Raw genomic sequence first — 16,827 nt, 5'->3', positions numbered from 1 at the left:
GCCATTAGAACGGGGGCTCCTCGTCGAAGTTGCCGCCGCCCGAACCGGAGCGCGACGGAGAGGGCGCGGCCGAAGCCCAGGGGTCGTCGAAGTTTCCTCCGCCGCCACCCTGGCCACCACCGCCACCGGAACCAAAGCCACCGCCTCCGCCACCGGAGCGCGCCATCTTCTGCACCTTCGCCGTGGCGTAGCGCAGGGACGGGCCGATCTCGTCGACCTCGAGCTCGATGACGGTGCGCTTCTCACCCTCGCGCGTCTCGTACGACCGCTGACGCAGCCGACCCGAGACGATCACGCGGGCGCCCCGCTGGAGCGACTCGGCGACGTGCTCCGCCGCCTGCCGCCACACGGTGCAGGCCAGGAAGAGCGGCTCGCCGTCCTTCCATTCGTTGGTGGTCTTGTCCATGAACCGGGGCGTCGAAGCGACCCGGAACTTGGCGACCGCCGCACCGGACGGGGTGAACCGCAACTCGGGGTCATCGGTCAGATTGCCGATGACCGTGATGGTGGTGTCTCCTGCCATGACCATCTCCTCGCGCACTCATCAGTTCTGTCGTACAGGCTCTCAGAGCCCTGCGACAGCATCGATGAGGCTGATCCGGGCGAACCGGGGGTTGAATGCTTAGCGCATCTCCGGCCGAATGACCTTGGTGCGCAGCACGGACTCGTTGAGCCGCAGCTGACGGTCCAGCTCAGCCACCGCCTCAGGCGTCGCCTGAAGGTCGATGACGGCGTAGATGCCCTCGGCCTTCTTGTTGATCTCGTACGCGAGGCGCCGGCGGCCCCACACATCGGTCTTCTCCACCGAGCCACCCGCGGTCCGAATCACGTTCAGGTACGTGTCGAGCGACGGGGCGACGGTGCGCTCCTCGAGGCTGGAGTCGAGGATCACCATTACTTCGTAATGACGCAAGACGTGCTCACCTCCTGTGGGCTATGCGGCCACGGTCCCTCCGTGGCAGGAGGTCGTGCGTCGCTGCCCGCTCCGGGGCCCGGGGGAACCCGGCCGGACGCGGACAACCTGACCAGGATACCCGGTCCGGACGATCATGCCCGGGCAGGCCGGGCCGGCCGGACGGGCGCGGCGACAGGGGCCCGCCCCCGGTGCCCGAAGGCCGGTGGCGGACCCCTGTCCACGAGGCCGCGGGGCGTCCCGTCCGCATTCCTTGGGTGGGACCTGGGGAGGAACGACCACACCGATGAGGTTGGATCGAGGACGCCCCGCGGAGCTTTTCCTGTTGTTGTCCGACCGTACAACGACACTCGTCACCTGTTTGCCGAAATGAGACTATTTGGTCTGACATTTCTCGCAGTCGCGGTGGTAGCCCGTCGGGTCCGGCGAGAGCCGGAGGTCGATCCCACCCGGTCAACGACCACCGACCCGTCCCGGTGACGCCGCAGGCCCGGAACGCCTCGCCGCGACTCCCCGCGTCCGTGGCCCACGCTGTCGGGGACGCGACGTAGGCTCGCCTGCATGCGCATCGGAGCCCACGTCGACCCGACCGACCCGCTGGCGGAGGCGGCCGCCCGTTCCGCCGACGCGGTGCAGTTCTTCCTCTCCGACCCGCAGGGCTGGAAGGCCCCGAAACCCCGGGAGGACGCCGACCGGTTGCGCGCCGCCGAGGTCGACGTCTACGTCCACGCCCCGTACGTCATCAACGTGGCCACGCTGAACAACCGGATCCGGATCCCCAGCCGCAAGCTGCTGCTCGGCCACGCGAGCGCCGCGGCGGCGATCGGCGCGAAGGGCCTGATCGTGCACGGCGGCCACGTCAACGCCGGTGACGACCTGGCCGTCGGCTTCGACAACTGGCGCAAGACCTTCGCGTACGCGGCCGACTCCGGCGGCTTCCCGCTGCCGGTCCTGATCGAGAACACCGCGGGCGGCGACAACGCCTGCGCCCGGCGGCTCGACGCGCTGGCCCGACTCTGGGACGCCCTCGGCGACCACGAGGTCGGGTTCTGCCTGGACACCTGCCACGCGTACGCCGGCGGCGAGGAGCTGCTCGACCTGGTCGACCGGGTCAAGGCCATCACCGGCCGGATCGACCTGGTGCACGCCAACAACTCCAAGGGCGGGTTCAACTCCGGGCAGGACCGGCACGACAACCTCGACGGCGGCACGATCGACCCGGAGCTGGTGGTGGCGGTGATCCGCGCCGCCGGCGCGCCGGTGATCGTGGAGACGCCCGGTGGCGCGGCGGGGCAGCGCGACGACATCGCCTTCCTGCGCGAGCAGCTCGGCGTGGAGGCCTGACCCGGATGACGACGAACGCGACCGGCGGCGGCCAGCCGACCGGCCAGCCCGGCGGGGCCGGCGACCGGCCCTCCGCCACCGGGACGGGCACCACCGACGACGCCGATCCCTCCGCCGACGCCGGCCGCGTCGCAGCGGACGGCCCCCGCCCGGGCGGGAAGGGTTCGGCCGAGCCCGCCGGGAAGACCGGGGACGGGGAAGCCGAGGCCGGGGCCGGGGAGAAGAAGGACGGGGAGAAGAAGGACGGCGGCGCGGAGCCCGACCCGTGGTCGGCGTTCGCCCCCGCCCCCGAAGCGACGCCGGGCCGCGTCGGCCGGGCCGCCCGGGCGGTCGGCCGGCTGCTACGGCACGAGTGGACGCTCGCCCTGCTCGGCTCTCTCGCCGTCGCCGTCGCGATGACCTGGCCGACGCTGCGCTACCCGCTCTACACGTTGCCGCAGGACTACTGGGACCCGAGCCTCCAGTCGTGGCAGATGGCCTGGTCGGGGCACATCCTGCGGACGGACCCGGGCCAGCTGTGGCAGTCGAACACGTTCTTCCCGGAGGTGTACAGCTTCGCCTTCTCCGACACCCTGCTCGGGTACGCCCCGGCCGGCATGATCGGCACCGGCCCGGACGCCGCCGTGCTCCGCTACAACATCATGTTCGTGCTGGCCCACGCGGTGGCGACGTTCGGGGCGTACGTGCTGGCCCGGCAGCTGGGCGCCGGCCGGAGCGGGGCCGCGGTGGCCGGGGTCACCTACACGTACGCCCCGTGGCTGCTCGCCCAGGCCGGCCACCTGCACATCGTCTCCAACGGCGGGATCCCGCTGGCGCTGGCGATGCTGGCCCGGGGGCACGGCTGGTCGCTGCGGTACGGCTACCGCCCGGAGCGCCGGCACGAGGGCTGGACGTACACCGGCTGGCTGGTGGCCGCCTGGCAGCTCAGCCTCGGCTTCGGCATCGGGCTGCCGTTCGCGTACCTCCTCGCCAGCATCGTGCTGGTCGCCACCGTGACCTGGTGCCTGCGGCGCTGGGTGGTCCGCCCGGTGAAGCGTCCCTTCGGCGGCCGGCTGCTCGCTGCGGACCTGGTCGGTGCCGCGGTCTTCGCCGGCGTGGGCGCGCTGCTGGCCATCCCGTACTTCAAGGTCGCGGAGCAGCACCCGAACGCGGAGCGGACGATCGGCGACATCGCCGTCTACTCCCCGCCGGTGAGCGGCTTCTTCACCGCGCCGGCCGAGTCCCGGGTCTGGGGCGCGCTGCACGAGGGGGCGCGGGCCGCGCTGCCCTGGCACCCGGAGATGACACTGCTGCCGGGCTACGTGCTCTACGCGCTGGCCGCGGGGGGCCTGTTCTTCTCGGTCTGGCGGGTGCGGCACCGGCTGCTGCTGCTCGCCGGCGTCCTGGGCACCATGGTGCTGGCGATGGGCACCCGGTTCTTCGGCGGCGCCGTCACCTACGTGCCGCTCTTCGACCACCTCCCGGGCTGGAACGGGCTGCGCACCCCGGGCCGGATGATGCTCTGGGCGACGCTGCTGCTCGGCCTGCTCGCGGCCGGCGCGGTGACCGCCTTCGCCGAGCGGGTCCGCGAGATCTCCGCCGAGCGGGCCCCGGCCCGCCCGTCGCCGTGGCTGCGGGCGGTCATCCTGCTGCCGCTGCTGCTGGTGCTGGTGGAGGGGTTGAACAACACGCCGCACCCGGTGGTGCCCGAGCAGCCGGCGGCGATGCGCACCGTGGACGGCCCGATGCTGGTGCTGCCGAGCAGCCAGAACCTCGACCAGCCGGTGATGCTCTGGTCGACCAGCTGGTTCCAGGACCTGGTCAACGGCGGCAGCGGCTTCACCCCGACCCTGCAGGACGACGTGCGTCGGGTGACGCTCTCCTTCCCCGACCAGACCAGCGTCGACTACCTGCGCACCCTGGGCGTGCGCACCGTCGTGGTGCTGCGCGACCAGATCGTCGGCACGCCGTGGGAGGTGACCGTCGACGCGCCGGTCGACCGGCTCGGCATCACCCGCGAGGAGGTCGGCAACGCGGTCGTCTTCCGTCTCTGAGGCGGCTTCGGGCGGCTCAGTTGGCGGGGGAGAGCGCAGGGCCTTGCCGGCGGGCGGGGAGCCAGGGGGCGTCGGGGGCGCCGTCGAGGACGCCGCCGTCCGGGTCGTCGGCGTAGGTCTGGCGTACCGCGTCACGCTCCGGGTGCAGGATCTCCTTGACCACCAGCACGCAGAGCAGCGCGACGGTGCCCAGCCGCAGCGTCGCGGCCAGCACGAAGACCCCTTCGGGGAAGACCGGCCGGGTGGTCGAGGCGCCGAGCAGCTCGCCGTAGAACGCGACGAAGTAGCAGACCTCGGCGAGCTGCCAGGCCAGGAAGGCCCCCCAGCGGGGGCGGGCCAGCACCGCCAGCGGCAGCAGCCAGAGCACGAACTGCTGTGACCAGACCTTGCTGAAGATCAGGAACGCGGCGACCACGAGGAAGCAGAGTTGGGCCAGCCGCGGCCGGCGCGGCGCCCAGAACGCCAGCGCGGCCACGCCGAGGCAGGCCAGCCCGAAGAGGGCGTACGACAGGTAGTTCAACGTCGGGATGTGGGTGTTCAACCACTGGAACGGCCCCTGATCGCCGGGGCCACCGCTGTTCACCTTGCCGTCCAGGTACCGCCCCACGTACCAGAGCGTGCCCCAGTCGATGGGCCGCGTGGTGTTCAGATCGAAGAAGCGGCCCCAGTTGTCCGGGTAGGCCGTGGCGGGGAGGACGTTGACCGCGACGACCGCCACCACGGCAGTGCCGACGGCGGTCAGCGCGGCCCGCAGCCGGTCGGCGCGCAGCGCGAGGACCAGGATCGGCCCGAGCAGGAAGAGCGGCCACATCTTCGCCGCGCCGGCCAGGCCGAGCAGCACCCCGGCCGTCGCCGGACGGCGTTTCGCCCAGGCGGCCAGCCCGAAGGCGGCCAGCCCGATGGCGAGGAAGTCCCAGTTGACGGTGGCGGTGAGGAAGAGCGCGGGGGCCAGCGCGAAGAGCGCGGCGTCCCAGGGTCGTCGGCGGCGCAGGGCGAGGATGACCGCAGCCGTGGCGACGGCCAACGCGCTGAGCGTGAGCGCGTTGAGGTTGTAGAACCACTGCCCCTGGTTGAGCTGCGGGTCGTCGGCGCCCAGGGCGTGTACCGGCAGGCCGATCGCGCCCATCATGTAGCCGGTGAGCACCGGGTACTCCACCGGGTGGTCCCGGTACGGGACCTTGCCCTCGTTGAGGCCCTCGGCGTAGTAGAGGGCGAGCACGTCGGTGTAGCAGAGCCGGGTGTACTGCACGTTGTTCTGCCAGGCGCCGTCCTGGCAGGGGGACTTCTGCACCCAGTGCAGCGCCAGGGTCAGGCAGACCAGCGCCAGCACGATCCGGGTCGCGGTCCAGAACCGCCGTTCCCGGCCGGCGGGCCGGTCGAGGGCGACCGCGTGGTCGCCGAGCGGGCCGCCGATCAGCTCGGCGGCACCGCGCACGAAGCCGTCCGAGCGGGACGGGTGGTCGCTGGTCCCGGCGTCGTCGATGCCGGCCGTCGACTGGGTGCTCATGGAGAGGCATCCTGCCGTACGACGGGGGCTCCCGTCCCACCCCGGAGGCAACGGGTGGAAAAAGCCCGACGGCGACCGGACGGGTGTCCGGCCGCCGTCGGCGGTGTCGCGCGGTGCTACTCCCGGGTGCGGGGCGGCAGGGTCGGCAGGATGCCGCCGCCGTTACCGCCGCCGCCCGGCCGGGGATCGGTCGGGTTGTCCGGGCCCTGGTTGCCGCCACCGTTGGGCACCTGCGGGCAGAACAGGCCGAGCGGGCCGCAGTCCTGCGGCTGGGTGGGCGGCGGCGGCGGCGCGGCCGGCTCGACGCCGTTACCGGCATCCTCGTCGCCCATCCCGGTCGGGTCCTCGATCTTGTCGGCGTCGGGGTCCACCCCGGCGATGGAGAGCGCGTTGTCCATGTACCGCTTCCACAGCTTCGCGGGGAACATGCTGCCGCCGACGTCCTTGCCGTTCTCGTCCTGGATGATCGGCTTCTTGACGTCGCGGCTGCCCACCCAGACCGCGGTGGCGATCTCCGGCGTGTAGCCCACCATCCAGGCGTGCGCGTTGTGCTTCGTGCCGTTGTACTCCCAGGTACCGGTCTTGCCGGCGGCGTCCCGGCCGTCGTCCAGCGCGGCGTGGTTCTTGCCGGGGATCTCCTTGAGCACGCCGGTGACCTCGTCGGCGACGTCCTTGCGGATGCGCTGCTGCGGGCTGAGCTTCTCGCCGGTGCCCGGCACCTTCTCCCACTTGCCGGAATCGGTGTTCTGCTTCTCCACGCTGAGCACGAAGTGGGCCTTGTTGTACTTGCCGCCGTTGGCGAGCGTGGCGAGGCCGTTGGCGTGGTCGAGCACCGTGATCGGGTACTGGCCGTAGCCGACCACCCGGTCGAACTTCTCCGGCGCGAGGTCGGCCGAGTCGTTCTTCATCAGGTCGTACGCCTTCGGCGGGTCGACCGTCCACATGGTGGTGACGCCGGCCTGCTTGGCCATGTCCAGCACCGTCGACGGCTTGATCTTCTCGGTGACGTGGAAGAACGGCACGTTGTACGACTGGACGGTGGAGTACTGGAGGGTGCACCACTTGCCGCAGGTCTTGGTCACGTCGCGGCCGGCGTTCTGCACCTCGTTGGCGAAGTTCTCGGGCTTGAACGGGGTGGCGTCCCAGTGCGACTTGATCGAGATGCCAGCGTTGATCGCCGCGGCCAGGGTGTAGACCTTGAACGACGAGCCCGGCGGGTGACCACCGGTCAGGTCGCCGTTCTTGTCGGTGTTCTTGCCGGCGTAGTCGTAGCCGGTGCCGTCGTCACCGCCGTAGTAGGCGAGCACCCGGCCGTTGCGCGGGTCGACCGAGACCACCGCCGACATCAGGTTCTTGGGCTGGCCGTCGAAGACGGAGCCCTTGGCGTCGGGGCGGGCGGCCTTCTCCACCGCGTCCTGCATCTTGGGGTTGATGGTGGTCTTGATCTTGTAACCGCCGTCGCGCAACTCCTCGACGCAGCTCGGCTTGCCCGGCGCGTTGGAGTTGGTGCAGATGCCCCACTGCTCCAGTTCCTCGCGGACGTAGTTGACCACGTTGCCCCGGGGGCTCTTCACGCCGAAGCCGGAACCGGGGTCGACGGGCTTCTGCAGGGTCTTCGTCGGGTAGACGGTGGGCCGTTTGGCCGCGTCCAGCCAGCCCTTGGTGACCATGCCCTCCAGGACGTAGTTCCACCGCTCCTGTGCGGCCTGCGGGTTGATCGCCGGGTCGTAGCCCCGGTGGGTGTCGCTCGGCTCCGGCTGCTTGATCAGCGCGGCGAGCACCGCGGCCTGGTCGACGGTGAGTTTGCTGACGTCGGTCTTGAAGTAGGTCTGCGCCGCCGCCTGGATGCCGTACGCGCCCCGCCCGAAGTAGATCACGTTCAGGTAGTGCTGCATGATCTCGTCTTTGCTGTACTCGTCGTTCAGCTTGGAGGCGAGGATCGCCTCCTTCACCTTCCGCGCGTACGTGTCCTGCTTGAGGTTGTCGTAGGCGTTGCGGGCGTACTGCTGGGTGATCGTCGAGGCGCCCTGCTTGTCGCCGCCCGAGACGTTGTTCCAGGCGGCCCGGACGATGCCCTTGTAGTCGACGCCGGAGTGCTCGTAGAAGTTCCGGTCCTCGGCCGCGGCGACCGCGTGCTGCACGTGCGGCGGGATCTGCTGGATGGTGACGAAGGTGCGGTTCTCGTTGCCGAGCTTCGCCAGCGATGTCTTCCCGTCGCTGGCGTAGATGGTCGTGGAGAGCGGCAGCGGCACCTCGTTGGGCAGCACCACGGTGGTCGAGTAGTAGGTGAAGCCGACCACGCCGACGCCGGCGAGCATGATGAAGACCGCGAAGCCGGCGATCATCATGTTGATCCGCTTGCGCTTCTTCGCCCGAGCGGCCGCCGCCGGGTCACCCGGCCCGCGACCGCCGCCGGAGCCGCCCCGCCCCGGCCCGTTCGGGCCGCCGGGGCCGCCTGGGCCACCGGGGTAGGACGACATCCCGGCCCGGCCCACCGTGGCCCGGCCGGCCGAGCCGACCGCAGCCGCGCCGACGCTCGCCCGCCCGGCGGAACCCACCCCGACCGATGCGCGACCGGCGGGGCCCGGGGCCGGGGAGACCGGCACCGAGGCCCGACCCGCGCCGGCCCGACCGGCCGCCGCGCCCGGTCCCGCCGGAGAGACCGGCACCGAGGCCCGACCCCCGCCGGCCCGGCCGACCGAGGCCGACCCGGCCGCGCCCGTCGCGCGCGGCGGCGGCACCGCCGCCGAGGCCCGGCCCGTCGGCGAGCCGACCGACGCCCGCCCGGCCGGCGCGGCGCCGCGTGCCTCACCCGCCGGGCGGCGGTACGGGTCGTCGCCGCCCGGTCCGGAGCCGCCGTTCGCGCCCGGTACCTGGGCCCGCGCACGCGGGGAACTGGGATCGCCGTACGAGTTCATTCCTCACACCCTGCCGGTCGCGGTGGGACGCGGGGGCGCCACCACCGGGTTGCCGTGAGTTGACACACGCGCGAAGGATCCGTCGCGCGCTGCACTATCGGTATCAATCGGGCCAATCGGGCCAGCAGGCTGTCGGTCGGGGTGCCCGTCGATCACGGCACCGGGTACGACCGGTCCAGCCAGGTTCACCGTTGCGCCTCTCGCCTTCGCCCATGGTTCGTGCCGACGCCGGGGGCAGTCACGCCGCCCACCGTGCCAGACTCGGACCCCTCCTCGGCCAGCCCGTCCCGGCCGAGCAGGTACTGCTCGACGAGATGGTTCCAGTCGCAGCCGAGGCAAACCTCCACCACGAAAACCTGGAACTCACGCAGCGTCATCGCCAACGCGGGCAACTCCGCCAAGGTACGCGCCTGGCCGGCGGACTGGCGGAGTTCGTCGCCGTAAATGTAGTGGACGCGGGTCAGGTTCTCGCTCCGGCAGATCGGGCAGCGCTCCTCGGTGGGCTCACCGTGGAAGCGGGCGGCGTTCTTCAGGTACGGCGAGGCGTCGCAGACGTCGTACGTGCCGACCCGGCCGGCCAGGAGTTCACGCAGCACCGCTCGCTTCCGGAGCGAGTAGTCGACCACCTGGCGCTGCGTACGCATGCGGTGAAGGGTACGCGGTCCGAACGGGTCAGGCGACCACCGTCACGATGCGTGAGGAGAGCGGCGCGGAACGGGGGTTTGCCCTGATGGTTGGTGAGGTACTAACGTGCGATGTATCGGTCCGATACATCGCGGCGGTTAACGACGCGTGCCGGGGGTAGGAAGGGATGGCCCGTGCTCGAGCTCGCCATCCTCGGCCTCCTGCAGGAGTCTCCGATGCACGGCTACGAACTCCGCAAGGAGCTCACGGCCAAGCTCGGCGCGATCCGGGCGGCGATCAGCTACGGGTCGCTCTACCCGACCCTGCGCAGGTTGCAGGCGGCGGGCTGGATCACCGAAGCCGCCGAGACGCCCGCGTCCGCCGAGGAGGTTCCCGCCCTGACCAGCCGGCGAGGTCGGGTGGTCTACAAAATCACCGCGGAGGGCAAGGAACGCTTCGGCCAGCTGATCGCGCAGGCCGGGCCCGAGACGTACGACGACACGGGCTTCGGCGTGCACTTCGCGTTCTTCGCCCGGACCGACCAGGCGACCCGACTCCGCATCCTGGAGGGTCGCCGCCGCACGATCGAGGAGCGTCGCGAAGGACTTCGTGACGTGCTGGGCCGCGCGGCCGAGCGCCTCGACGCGTACACCCTGGAACTGCAACGCCACGGGCTCGACGCCTGTGAGCGCGAGGTCCGCTGGCTGGAGGAGCTCATCGCCAACGAGCGCTCCGGCCGTGCCCCGACAGTCCCGCAAGCCGGGACGGCCGGCGGCCGACGAGAAGACAACAGCCCGCCCCCGCCTGGAACGTCCAGGAAAGAGCGGCCGTGATGAAGAAGAAGGAGGCAGACGCTATGGGCTCCGTCCGCGTCGCCATCGTCGGTGTGGGTAACTGCGCCTCGTCCCTCGTGCAGGGAGTGGAGTACTACCGCAACGCCGACCCGAACGACCGCGTCCCGGGTCTCATGCACGTCACCTTCGGCGACTACCACGTATCGGACGTGGAGTTTGTCGCGGCGTTCGACGTGGACGCCAAGAAGGTGGGCATGGACCTCGCGGAGGCGATCGTCGCCAGCGAGAACAACACCATCAAGCTCTGCGACGTGCCGCCGACCGGCGTCAGCGTGCAGCGCGGCCCGACCTTCGACGGTCTGGGTCAGTACTACCGCGAGATCGTCGAGGAGTCGGACGCCGAGCCGGTCGACGTGGCCCAGGCGCTGCGCGACGCGCAGGTCGACGTGGTCGTCTCCTACCTGCCGGTCGGCTCCGAGCAGGCCGACAAGTTCTACGCCCAGGCCGCCATCGACGCCGGTTGCGCGTTCGTGAACGCCCTGCCGGTCTTCATCGCCTCCGACCCCGAGTGGGCGAAGAAGTTCGAGGACGCGGGCCTGCCGATCGTCGGCGACGACATCAAGAGCCAGGTCGGCGCCACCATCGTGCACCGCGCGCTGGCGAAGCTCTTCGAGGACCGCGGTGTCGAGCTGCTGCGCACGTACCAGCTCAACTTCGGCGGCAACATGGACTTCATGAACATGCTGGAGCGCACCCGCCTGGTCTCGAAGAAGATCTCGAAGACCCAGTCGGTCACCTCCCAGATTCCGCACGAGATGAGCAAGAGCGACGTGCACATCGGCCCGTCGGACCACGTGCCGTGGCTGGACGACCGCAAGTGGGCCTACATCCGCCTGGAGGGCCGCTCCTTCGGTGACACCCCGCTCAACGCCGAGCTCAAGCTCGAGGTGTGGGACTCCCCGAACTCGGCCGGTGTCATCATCGACGCCGTCCGGGCCGCGAAGATCGCCCTGGACCGCAAGATCGGTGGCCCGATCCTGTCGGCCTCGTCGTACTTCATGAAGTCCCCGCCGGTGCAGTACGCCGACCACGACGCGCACGCCGCCGTCGAGTCCTTCATCAAGGGCGAGGTCGAGCGCTAGGTCCGCTGACACATCAGCGCCGACGAGGGGCCCGGGTCCGTACGGATCCGGGCCCCTCGTCGCGTACGCGGTGTTACTTCTTCGTCGCCCAGGACGGCTTGGGTGCGGCCTCCGACGCCAGTCCGGCGCTGACCGGCAGGATGGCCGGGTTGACCTCACCACTGGCGAGCGCGAAGGCGGTGATGTCGATGATCACGTGGGTGGTCCGCTGGGCGTAGACCGAGATCCACTGCCCGGACGTGCTGTAGGCGGCCCCGCTGACGAAGAAGTTGGACAGGGTCTGGTTCGCCTGGAAGTTGATCGTCGCGGCCGTCGGCACCGGGCCCGGCTTCGGGAAGACGGTCACGAAGCCGCCCTGCAGCGCGCCGGTCACCGTCAGGTTGCCGTAGACGGCGTCGAAGCCGTAGGCGAAATCCGCCAGGTGGATCTGGATGGTCTTGCCGGCCAGCAGCCGACCGGAGCTGTCCAGGTTGCCGCTCGGATTCGCGATCCGGGCCCGCCCGGCCGACGTGCGGGTGTCGATCGCGCGCTGCGGGACGACCGGCACCAGGCTGTTGGAGTTGATCTCGGTTCGCACGTACGCCGAGTAGGTCTCGACGCCGTAGTTGACGGACGCGGCCCAGAGCGTGCCGTCCTCCGTCATGGTGAGGGAGCCCATCTCGGCCTTGTCCGACGGCCGATCCCCGGCCGGGGTGAGGCAGAGTTGCGGACCCACGTACCGCACCCCGTCCTGCTCCTCGACCTTGGCGTTCTCCACGCGCAGGGTGGCGAAGCCGAGGTTCGAACTGCGCAGCACGGTGCTGGGGACGCCGGCCTCGTTGACCTGGCCCTGGAGCACCGGATCACCCGGCGCCGCCTGGGCCGGGCTAGCGGTGGCGGCACCCACCGCCGCGGTGCCGGCGAGGCCGGCGGCGACGGTGCCGGCCCGGCGCAGCAGGCGGCGGCGGTTGACGGCCCTGTCCTCGTTCTCAGTCATGATGATCCCCCGTGTGATCGATGACGTGGATAGCGTCCGTCGATGATGGCGGGAATCGACGGAGGCCACATCGACCGATCGGTCCGTCCGCCACGACCAGGCCCGGCGACGGCGAGGTCGGGTGCCGACCACCGCGAAGGGGTCAGGTCCGCGCGGACCTGACCCCTTCGTGACGTACGTGGCTCTACTTCGCCCAGGACGGCTTGCTCCGGCTGGCGATCCTCGCCCGCGGGTCCTGCGCGGCCAGTTCACCGTCGGCGGGCAGGATCGCCGGGTTGACCTGACCGGAGGCGACCACGAACGCGGTCGCGTCGAGGATCACGTGGGTGGTCCGCTGGGCGTAGATGGCGACCCAGTCACCGAGCGGGGTGATACCGCTGAGGAAGAAGTTGGACAGGGTCTGGTTGGCCTGGAAGTTGATCGTGGAGGCCGCCGGCACCGCGCCCGGGTACGGGAAGACCGTCACGAAGCCGGCCTGGAGCGGACCGGTCACCGTCAGGTTGCCGTAGACGGCCTGGCCCAGGAAGACGAAGTCCTCCAGGCTGACCTGGATGGTCTTGCCGGCCAGCAGCCGCCCGGAACTGTCCAGGTTGCCGGACGGGTTCATGATCCGGTTCCGCCCGGCCGCGGTCCGCGTGTCGATCACCCGCTGCGGAACGACCGGCACCAGGCTGTTCGAGTTGAAGTCCGTCCGCAGGTAGTCGCGGAACCGGTAGTCCCCGTCCGCGCCGGTGACCGCCCAGATCGTGCCGTCCTGGCTCATCGACACCGAGCCGACCTCGGCGACCTCGGAGATGATGTCACCGGCGGGCGCAAGCCGCAGGGCAGGGCCGGCGGTGGTGTTTCCGAACGGGTCGGTGCCGGTGGCGGTGTTCGCCAGCCGCAGCGCGGCGCTGGAGGTGACGGCGTTCTGCACGGTGGTCGAGGAGCCGCCGGAGTTGTTGGTGACGCCCTGCACCACCGGCTGGCCCTGATCGGCCTGGGCCGGGGCGGCGGTCGCGGCGCCCACCGCGGCGGTGCCGGCGATGCCGGCCGCGACGGTGCCGGCCCGGCGCAGCAGCCGGCGACGGTTGACGGTCTGGTCCTGGTCGTTGCTCACAGTGGTTCCCCCGTGCGGTCGCGAAGTGATCGAGGCTTCCATATGTCGAGGGAACGTGCCGCCGCGTCGTCGGGTTGCAGTCGGCGACCAGTTATTTTCGGCAGTCAGGACCAGGCCCGTCGCAGGGCCACCCCGGCCTCCAGCTCCAGCAGCCGCACCTTGCGCGGCAGCCCGCCGCCGAACCCGACCAGCTTTCCGCCGGCGCCGACGATCCGGTGACACGGGACGATCACCGGGATCGGGTTGCGGTTGCAGGCCACCCCGACCGCCCGCGCAGCACCGGCGTCACCCACCCGGCGGGCCACCTCCCCGTAGGTCAGCGTCTCCCCGTACGGGATGCGGGTCATCTCCCGCCACACCGCCCGCTCGAAGTCCGACCCGCGGAGCACCGCCACCGGTACGCCGAACTCGGTCAGCTCGCCGGCGAAGTAGGCCCGCAGCTCGTCGACCGCGCGCCGGGCCAGCGCGTCACCGGGCTGGTCGGCCGCCGACTCCACCCGGCCGAAGTGCGCGCCGCGGACCGCCTCGGCGTCGGTGGCCACGGAGAACTCGCCGATCGGCGAGTCGAGCACGGTCCAACGCATGCCGCCATTCTTCCCGACCGCTCCGACACCCCGCCGACCCCGGGGAGGTGACCCCGCCGGATCGTCAGTCCGGCCGGAACTGACCGACCGGACAGTGTCCATCGCGCCGAAATGACCGGGTGAACAGTTGCGGCACGTCGATACCGTGCAGGTCGTGGCCACGGGGACGCTCATCTTTCTGATCATCGGTGGAGCGGGTGTCGCCGTGCTGGCGCTCTCCCTGCTCGGCGCCGAACTCCTCCACTTCGGTCACCCCGATCTCGACGGTCCGGTCTCGGTCGAGGCGGTCACCGGCTTCCTCGGCGCGTTCGGCTTCGGCGCCGCGATCGTCAACGAACTGCTGGGCGGGCGTACCCCGGGGATGATCGCGGCGGCGGTGGCCGGCGGCGCCCTCGCCGCCGTGCCGACCGCGTGGCTGGCGACCCGACTGAGCCGGGCGGCGCGGAACATGCGTACCGACGCCACCCCCACCCGCGACGACCTGGTCGGAGCGATCGGCCTGGTGGTCACCCCGGTGCCCGCCACCGGCTACGGCGAGGTGCGGGTGCGCGTCGCCGGCCAGCCGGTGAAGCTCAACGCCCGCGCCGACCACCCGATCCCGGTCGGCGCGCGGATCTTCGTGGTCCAGGCGCTGAGCGAGACCAGCGTCCACGTCGAGTCCTACTGAACCCCCTCGCAGAGACGGAAGTCTGCCCATGTTCCTCGTCATCGCCATCGGCGGCGCGGTCCTCCTGGTCCTCGTCCTCGTGCTTTTCGTGCTCTCCCGGATCAAGGTGGCCGGGCCCAACGAGGCGTTCATCGTGACCGGGCGGAAGGGCCGGACCACGCAGACCGCCGACGGGGGCCGCTCCACCGACACGTCCGGCCAGAAGGTCGTGCTCGGCGCCTCGGTCTTCGTCCTGCCGGTGGTGCAGAAGCTCCAGTCGCTCGACCTGTCCAGCCGGCGGATCGACGTGGGCATCCGGGGCGCGGTCAGCAAGCAGGGCATCCGCGCCGACCTGCACGGTGTCGCAATCGTCAAGGTGGGCGGCACCGAGGACGCGATCCGGGCCGCCGCCCAGCGGTTCCTGCACCAGCAGGCCGAGATCGACAACTTCACCCGGGAGGTGCTCGCCGGCGCGCTCCGCTCGATCGTCGGCCGGCTCACCGTCGAGGAGGTCATCCGGGACCGGGCGGCGTTCGCCAGCGCCGTCGCCGAGGAAGCCGAGCACTCGATGACCAACCAGGGGCTGGTGCTGGACACCTTCCAGCTCCAGGACATCCTGGCCGAGGGCTCCTACCTGCAGGACCTCGGCCGGCCGGAGGCGGCCCGGGTGCTCAAGGACGCCGCGATCGCCGAGGCCCGCGCCCGGCAGCAGGCCGAGCAGGAGCGGCTGCTCGCCGAGGAGGCGATCGCCGAGGCCAACCGGAACCTCTCCCTCAAGCAGGCCGGCATCCAGGCCGAGATCGACGCCGCCAAGGCGCGGTCGGCGGCGGCCGGGCCACTCGCCCAGGCCGAGCGGGACCAGGCGATCCTCTCCGAGCAGCAGAAGGTGGCCGAGCGCAACGCCGAGCTCAAGCAGCGCCAGCTCGACACCGAGGTGCGCAAGCCGGCCGACGCCGCCCGGTACAAGGTCGAGCAGGAGGCGGAGGCGGCGCGCAACGCGGCGGTGCTGAACGCCGACGCGCGGCGGCAGGCCACCATCGCGGCCGCCCAGGCCGAGGCCGAGCAGGCCCGGCTCACCGGTGAGGGTGAGCGGGCCCGCCGGGCCGCGCTGGCCGAGGCGAACGCGATCGAGGGCGCCAAGGAGGGTGAGGCCGAGCAGCGCCGGCGTACCGCGATCGCCGACGCGGTCGAGCGGGAGGGTCAGGCCGAGGCGGCGGCCATCCTGGCCAAGGGGCAGGCCGAGGCCGAGGCGATGGCCCGCAAGGCCGAGGCGTTCGCCGCGTACGGCGAGGCCGCGGTGCTGGACCTGCTGGTCAAGGTGCTGCCGCAGGTGGTCGAGGCGGCCAGCGCCCCGATCGGCGCGATCGACAAGATGACCGTCATCTCGACCGACGGCGCCTCGTCGCTGACCAAGTCGGTGGCCGGCAACGTGGCGCAGGGCCTCCAGCTCGGCAGCGACCTCACCGGCATCGACCTGACCGGGCTGCTCGCCAAGCTGGGCGGCGCGCCCACGAACGGCCGGAGGACGGTCGAGGGAGGTGTCGAAGACTGACCCCGGCAGTCGATTCCATGCGGCGTGAGACGGCCTCTCATCGGGACACCTGCATGCGCCGATCGTTGCTAGCATCCCGATCACGCTGAACGAAGATCAGCACTGCCGCGCGGCACAGGTACGGGACGCCGGACCTCCCCTTCGTCGCTCTTGGAGGATCCCATGAAGAAGCCCGGTTCAAGGAAGCTTGTTCGACTGCTGGCCGCAGCGGCACTCGGTGCCCCGTTGGCGGTCGCCCCAGCGCTGCCGGCGTACGCCAGCACCTGCTACGACGGAGCCGTGCAGTGGTGGGCCAATCAGGCCGGCTCCGCCAACCAGTTCTTCCCGTCGTCGACCGGCTACTACACGACATCCAGCCGCTGTGCTGACATCAACTTCCGCCTGGGCAAGGAGTCCTTCACCGGCTACGTCCGGGTCTGCTTCACCAGCGCCGGCTACTGCAACAGCTGGAAGCGCTACGACGGCTCCGGCAACTGGCTGGTCATCGCCAGCACCGTGCAGGACGGCACGCGGTTCCGCGTGGAACTCGATTTCGCTGCTGCTGACTACGGCACCTATCCAGCCGGGCACATCGCCTACTGAGGTGAGGCGGCGCAGGCCGGGCGGACCCTTCGGGCGTCCGTCCGACGCGGCCGGCACCGTCATCCGTAGAACCGACGGCGTCCGCCGGTTTCCCCTGCTGGGGACTCCGGCGG

General features: G+C 71.2%; 15 protein-coding genes. 7 read left to right on the top strand and 8 right to left on the bottom strand.

Annotated features, from left to right (window positions below; translation table 11 throughout):
* Positions 1 to 4: 4 nt before the first annotated feature.
* Both AC5RWQ_RS04865 and rpsF read right to left on the bottom strand, forming a co-directional pair.
* The gene (locus AC5RWQ_RS04865) at positions 5 to 541 is read right to left on the bottom strand and encodes a single-stranded DNA-binding protein (RefSeq protein WP_494281513.1); all 537 of its coding nucleotides are present in this window, start codon (positions 539 to 541) and stop codon (positions 5 to 7) included.
* Between the two features lie 81 nt (positions 542 to 622).
* Positions 623 to 913, bottom strand: a complete 291-nt coding sequence (rpsF, locus tag AC5RWQ_RS04860; RefSeq protein WP_067301247.1) for a 30S ribosomal protein S6 — start codon at positions 911 to 913, stop codon at positions 623 to 625.
* Positions 914 to 1,474: 561 nt separating this feature from the next.
* On the opposite strand from rpsF, the gene AC5RWQ_RS04855 reads away from it, so the two are divergent.
* Positions 1,475 to 2,257, top strand: a complete 783-nt coding sequence (locus AC5RWQ_RS04855) for a deoxyribonuclease IV (protein WP_494281512.1) — start codon at positions 1,475 to 1,477, stop codon at positions 2,255 to 2,257.
* 5 nt (positions 2,258 to 2,262) lie between these two features.
* Positions 2,263 to 4,290, top strand: a complete 2,028-nt coding sequence (locus AC5RWQ_RS04850) for a hypothetical protein (RefSeq protein ID WP_494281511.1) — start codon at positions 2,263 to 2,265, stop codon at positions 4,288 to 4,290.
* A 16-nt stretch (positions 4,291 to 4,306) separates the two neighbouring features.
* Here the strand turns inward: AC5RWQ_RS04850 and AC5RWQ_RS04845 are convergent, their stop codons facing one another.
* The 3 genes from AC5RWQ_RS04845 to AC5RWQ_RS04835 form a co-directional block, all read right to left on the bottom strand.
* A complete protein-coding gene (locus AC5RWQ_RS04845) occupies positions 4,307 to 5,797 on the bottom strand; it encodes a glycosyltransferase family 87 protein (RefSeq protein ID WP_494281510.1) in 1,491 nt (496 codons plus the stop codon).
* Positions 5,798 to 5,913: 116 nt separating this feature from the next.
* Positions 5,914 to 8,715, bottom strand: a complete 2,802-nt coding sequence (locus AC5RWQ_RS04840; protein WP_494281509.1) for a transglycosylase domain-containing protein — start codon at positions 8,713 to 8,715, stop codon at positions 5,914 to 5,916.
* Positions 8,716 to 8,900: 185 nt separating this feature from the next.
* Positions 8,901 to 9,359, bottom strand: a complete 459-nt coding sequence (locus tag AC5RWQ_RS04835; protein WP_494281508.1) for a DUF5318 domain-containing protein — start codon at positions 9,357 to 9,359, stop codon at positions 8,901 to 8,903.
* Positions 9,360 to 9,533: 174 nt separating this feature from the next.
* On the opposite strand from AC5RWQ_RS04835, the gene AC5RWQ_RS04830 reads away from it, so the two are divergent.
* Complete coding sequence (locus AC5RWQ_RS04830; protein ID WP_494281507.1) at positions 9,534 to 10,172, top strand: PadR family transcriptional regulator; 639 nt, start codon at positions 9,534 to 9,536, stop codon at positions 10,170 to 10,172.
* Between the two features lie 23 nt (positions 10,173 to 10,195).
* Entirely contained in the window at positions 10,196 to 11,275 is a 1,080-nt protein-coding gene (locus tag AC5RWQ_RS04825; protein ID WP_494281506.1) for an inositol-3-phosphate synthase, read from the top strand.
* Positions 11,276 to 11,348: 73 nt separating this feature from the next.
* Here the strand turns inward: AC5RWQ_RS04825 and AC5RWQ_RS04820 are convergent, their stop codons facing one another.
* The 3 genes from AC5RWQ_RS04820 to AC5RWQ_RS04810 form a co-directional block, all read right to left on the bottom strand.
* Positions 11,349 to 12,251, bottom strand: a complete 903-nt coding sequence (locus tag AC5RWQ_RS04820) for a hypothetical protein (protein WP_494281505.1) — start codon at positions 12,249 to 12,251, stop codon at positions 11,349 to 11,351.
* 184 nt (positions 12,252 to 12,435) lie between these two features.
* Positions 12,436 to 13,350, bottom strand: a complete 915-nt coding sequence (locus AC5RWQ_RS04815; protein ID WP_494281504.1) for a hypothetical protein — start codon at positions 13,348 to 13,350, stop codon at positions 12,436 to 12,438.
* Positions 13,351 to 13,454: 104 nt separating this feature from the next.
* Positions 13,455 to 13,934 carry a methylated-DNA--[protein]-cysteine S-methyltransferase gene (locus AC5RWQ_RS04810; protein ID WP_334492414.1) on the bottom strand — a complete coding sequence of 160 codons (480 nt, stop codon included), beginning with the start codon at positions 13,932 to 13,934 and terminating at the stop codon, positions 13,455 to 13,457.
* A 145-nt stretch (positions 13,935 to 14,079) separates the two neighbouring features.
* Here AC5RWQ_RS04810 and AC5RWQ_RS04805 point away from each other — a divergent pair, with 145 nt between their 5' ends.
* The 3 genes from AC5RWQ_RS04805 to AC5RWQ_RS04795 all read left to right on the top strand — a co-directional run bounded on the left by AC5RWQ_RS04805 (position 14,080) and on the right by AC5RWQ_RS04795 (position 16,714).
* Positions 14,080 to 14,601: an NfeD C-terminal domain-containing protein gene (locus AC5RWQ_RS04805; RefSeq protein WP_494281630.1), complete on the top strand. Its 522-nt coding sequence runs from the start codon at positions 14,080 to 14,082 to the stop codon at positions 14,599 to 14,601.
* A gap of 28 nt (positions 14,602 to 14,629) precedes the next feature.
* Positions 14,630 to 16,132: a flotillin family protein gene (locus AC5RWQ_RS04800; protein ID WP_494281503.1), complete on the top strand. Its 1,503-nt coding sequence runs from the start codon at positions 14,630 to 14,632 to the stop codon at positions 16,130 to 16,132.
* A gap of 162 nt (positions 16,133 to 16,294) precedes the next feature.
* Positions 16,295 to 16,714, top strand: a complete 420-nt coding sequence (locus AC5RWQ_RS04795; RefSeq protein ID WP_494281502.1) for a hypothetical protein — start codon at positions 16,295 to 16,297, stop codon at positions 16,712 to 16,714.
* Positions 16,715 to 16,827 lie beyond the last annotated feature (113 nt).

The sequence above is a fragment of the Micromonospora sp. BS32 genome, from assembly GCF_059089345.1.
This window is presented reverse-complemented; position numbering and strand designations above follow the sequence as displayed.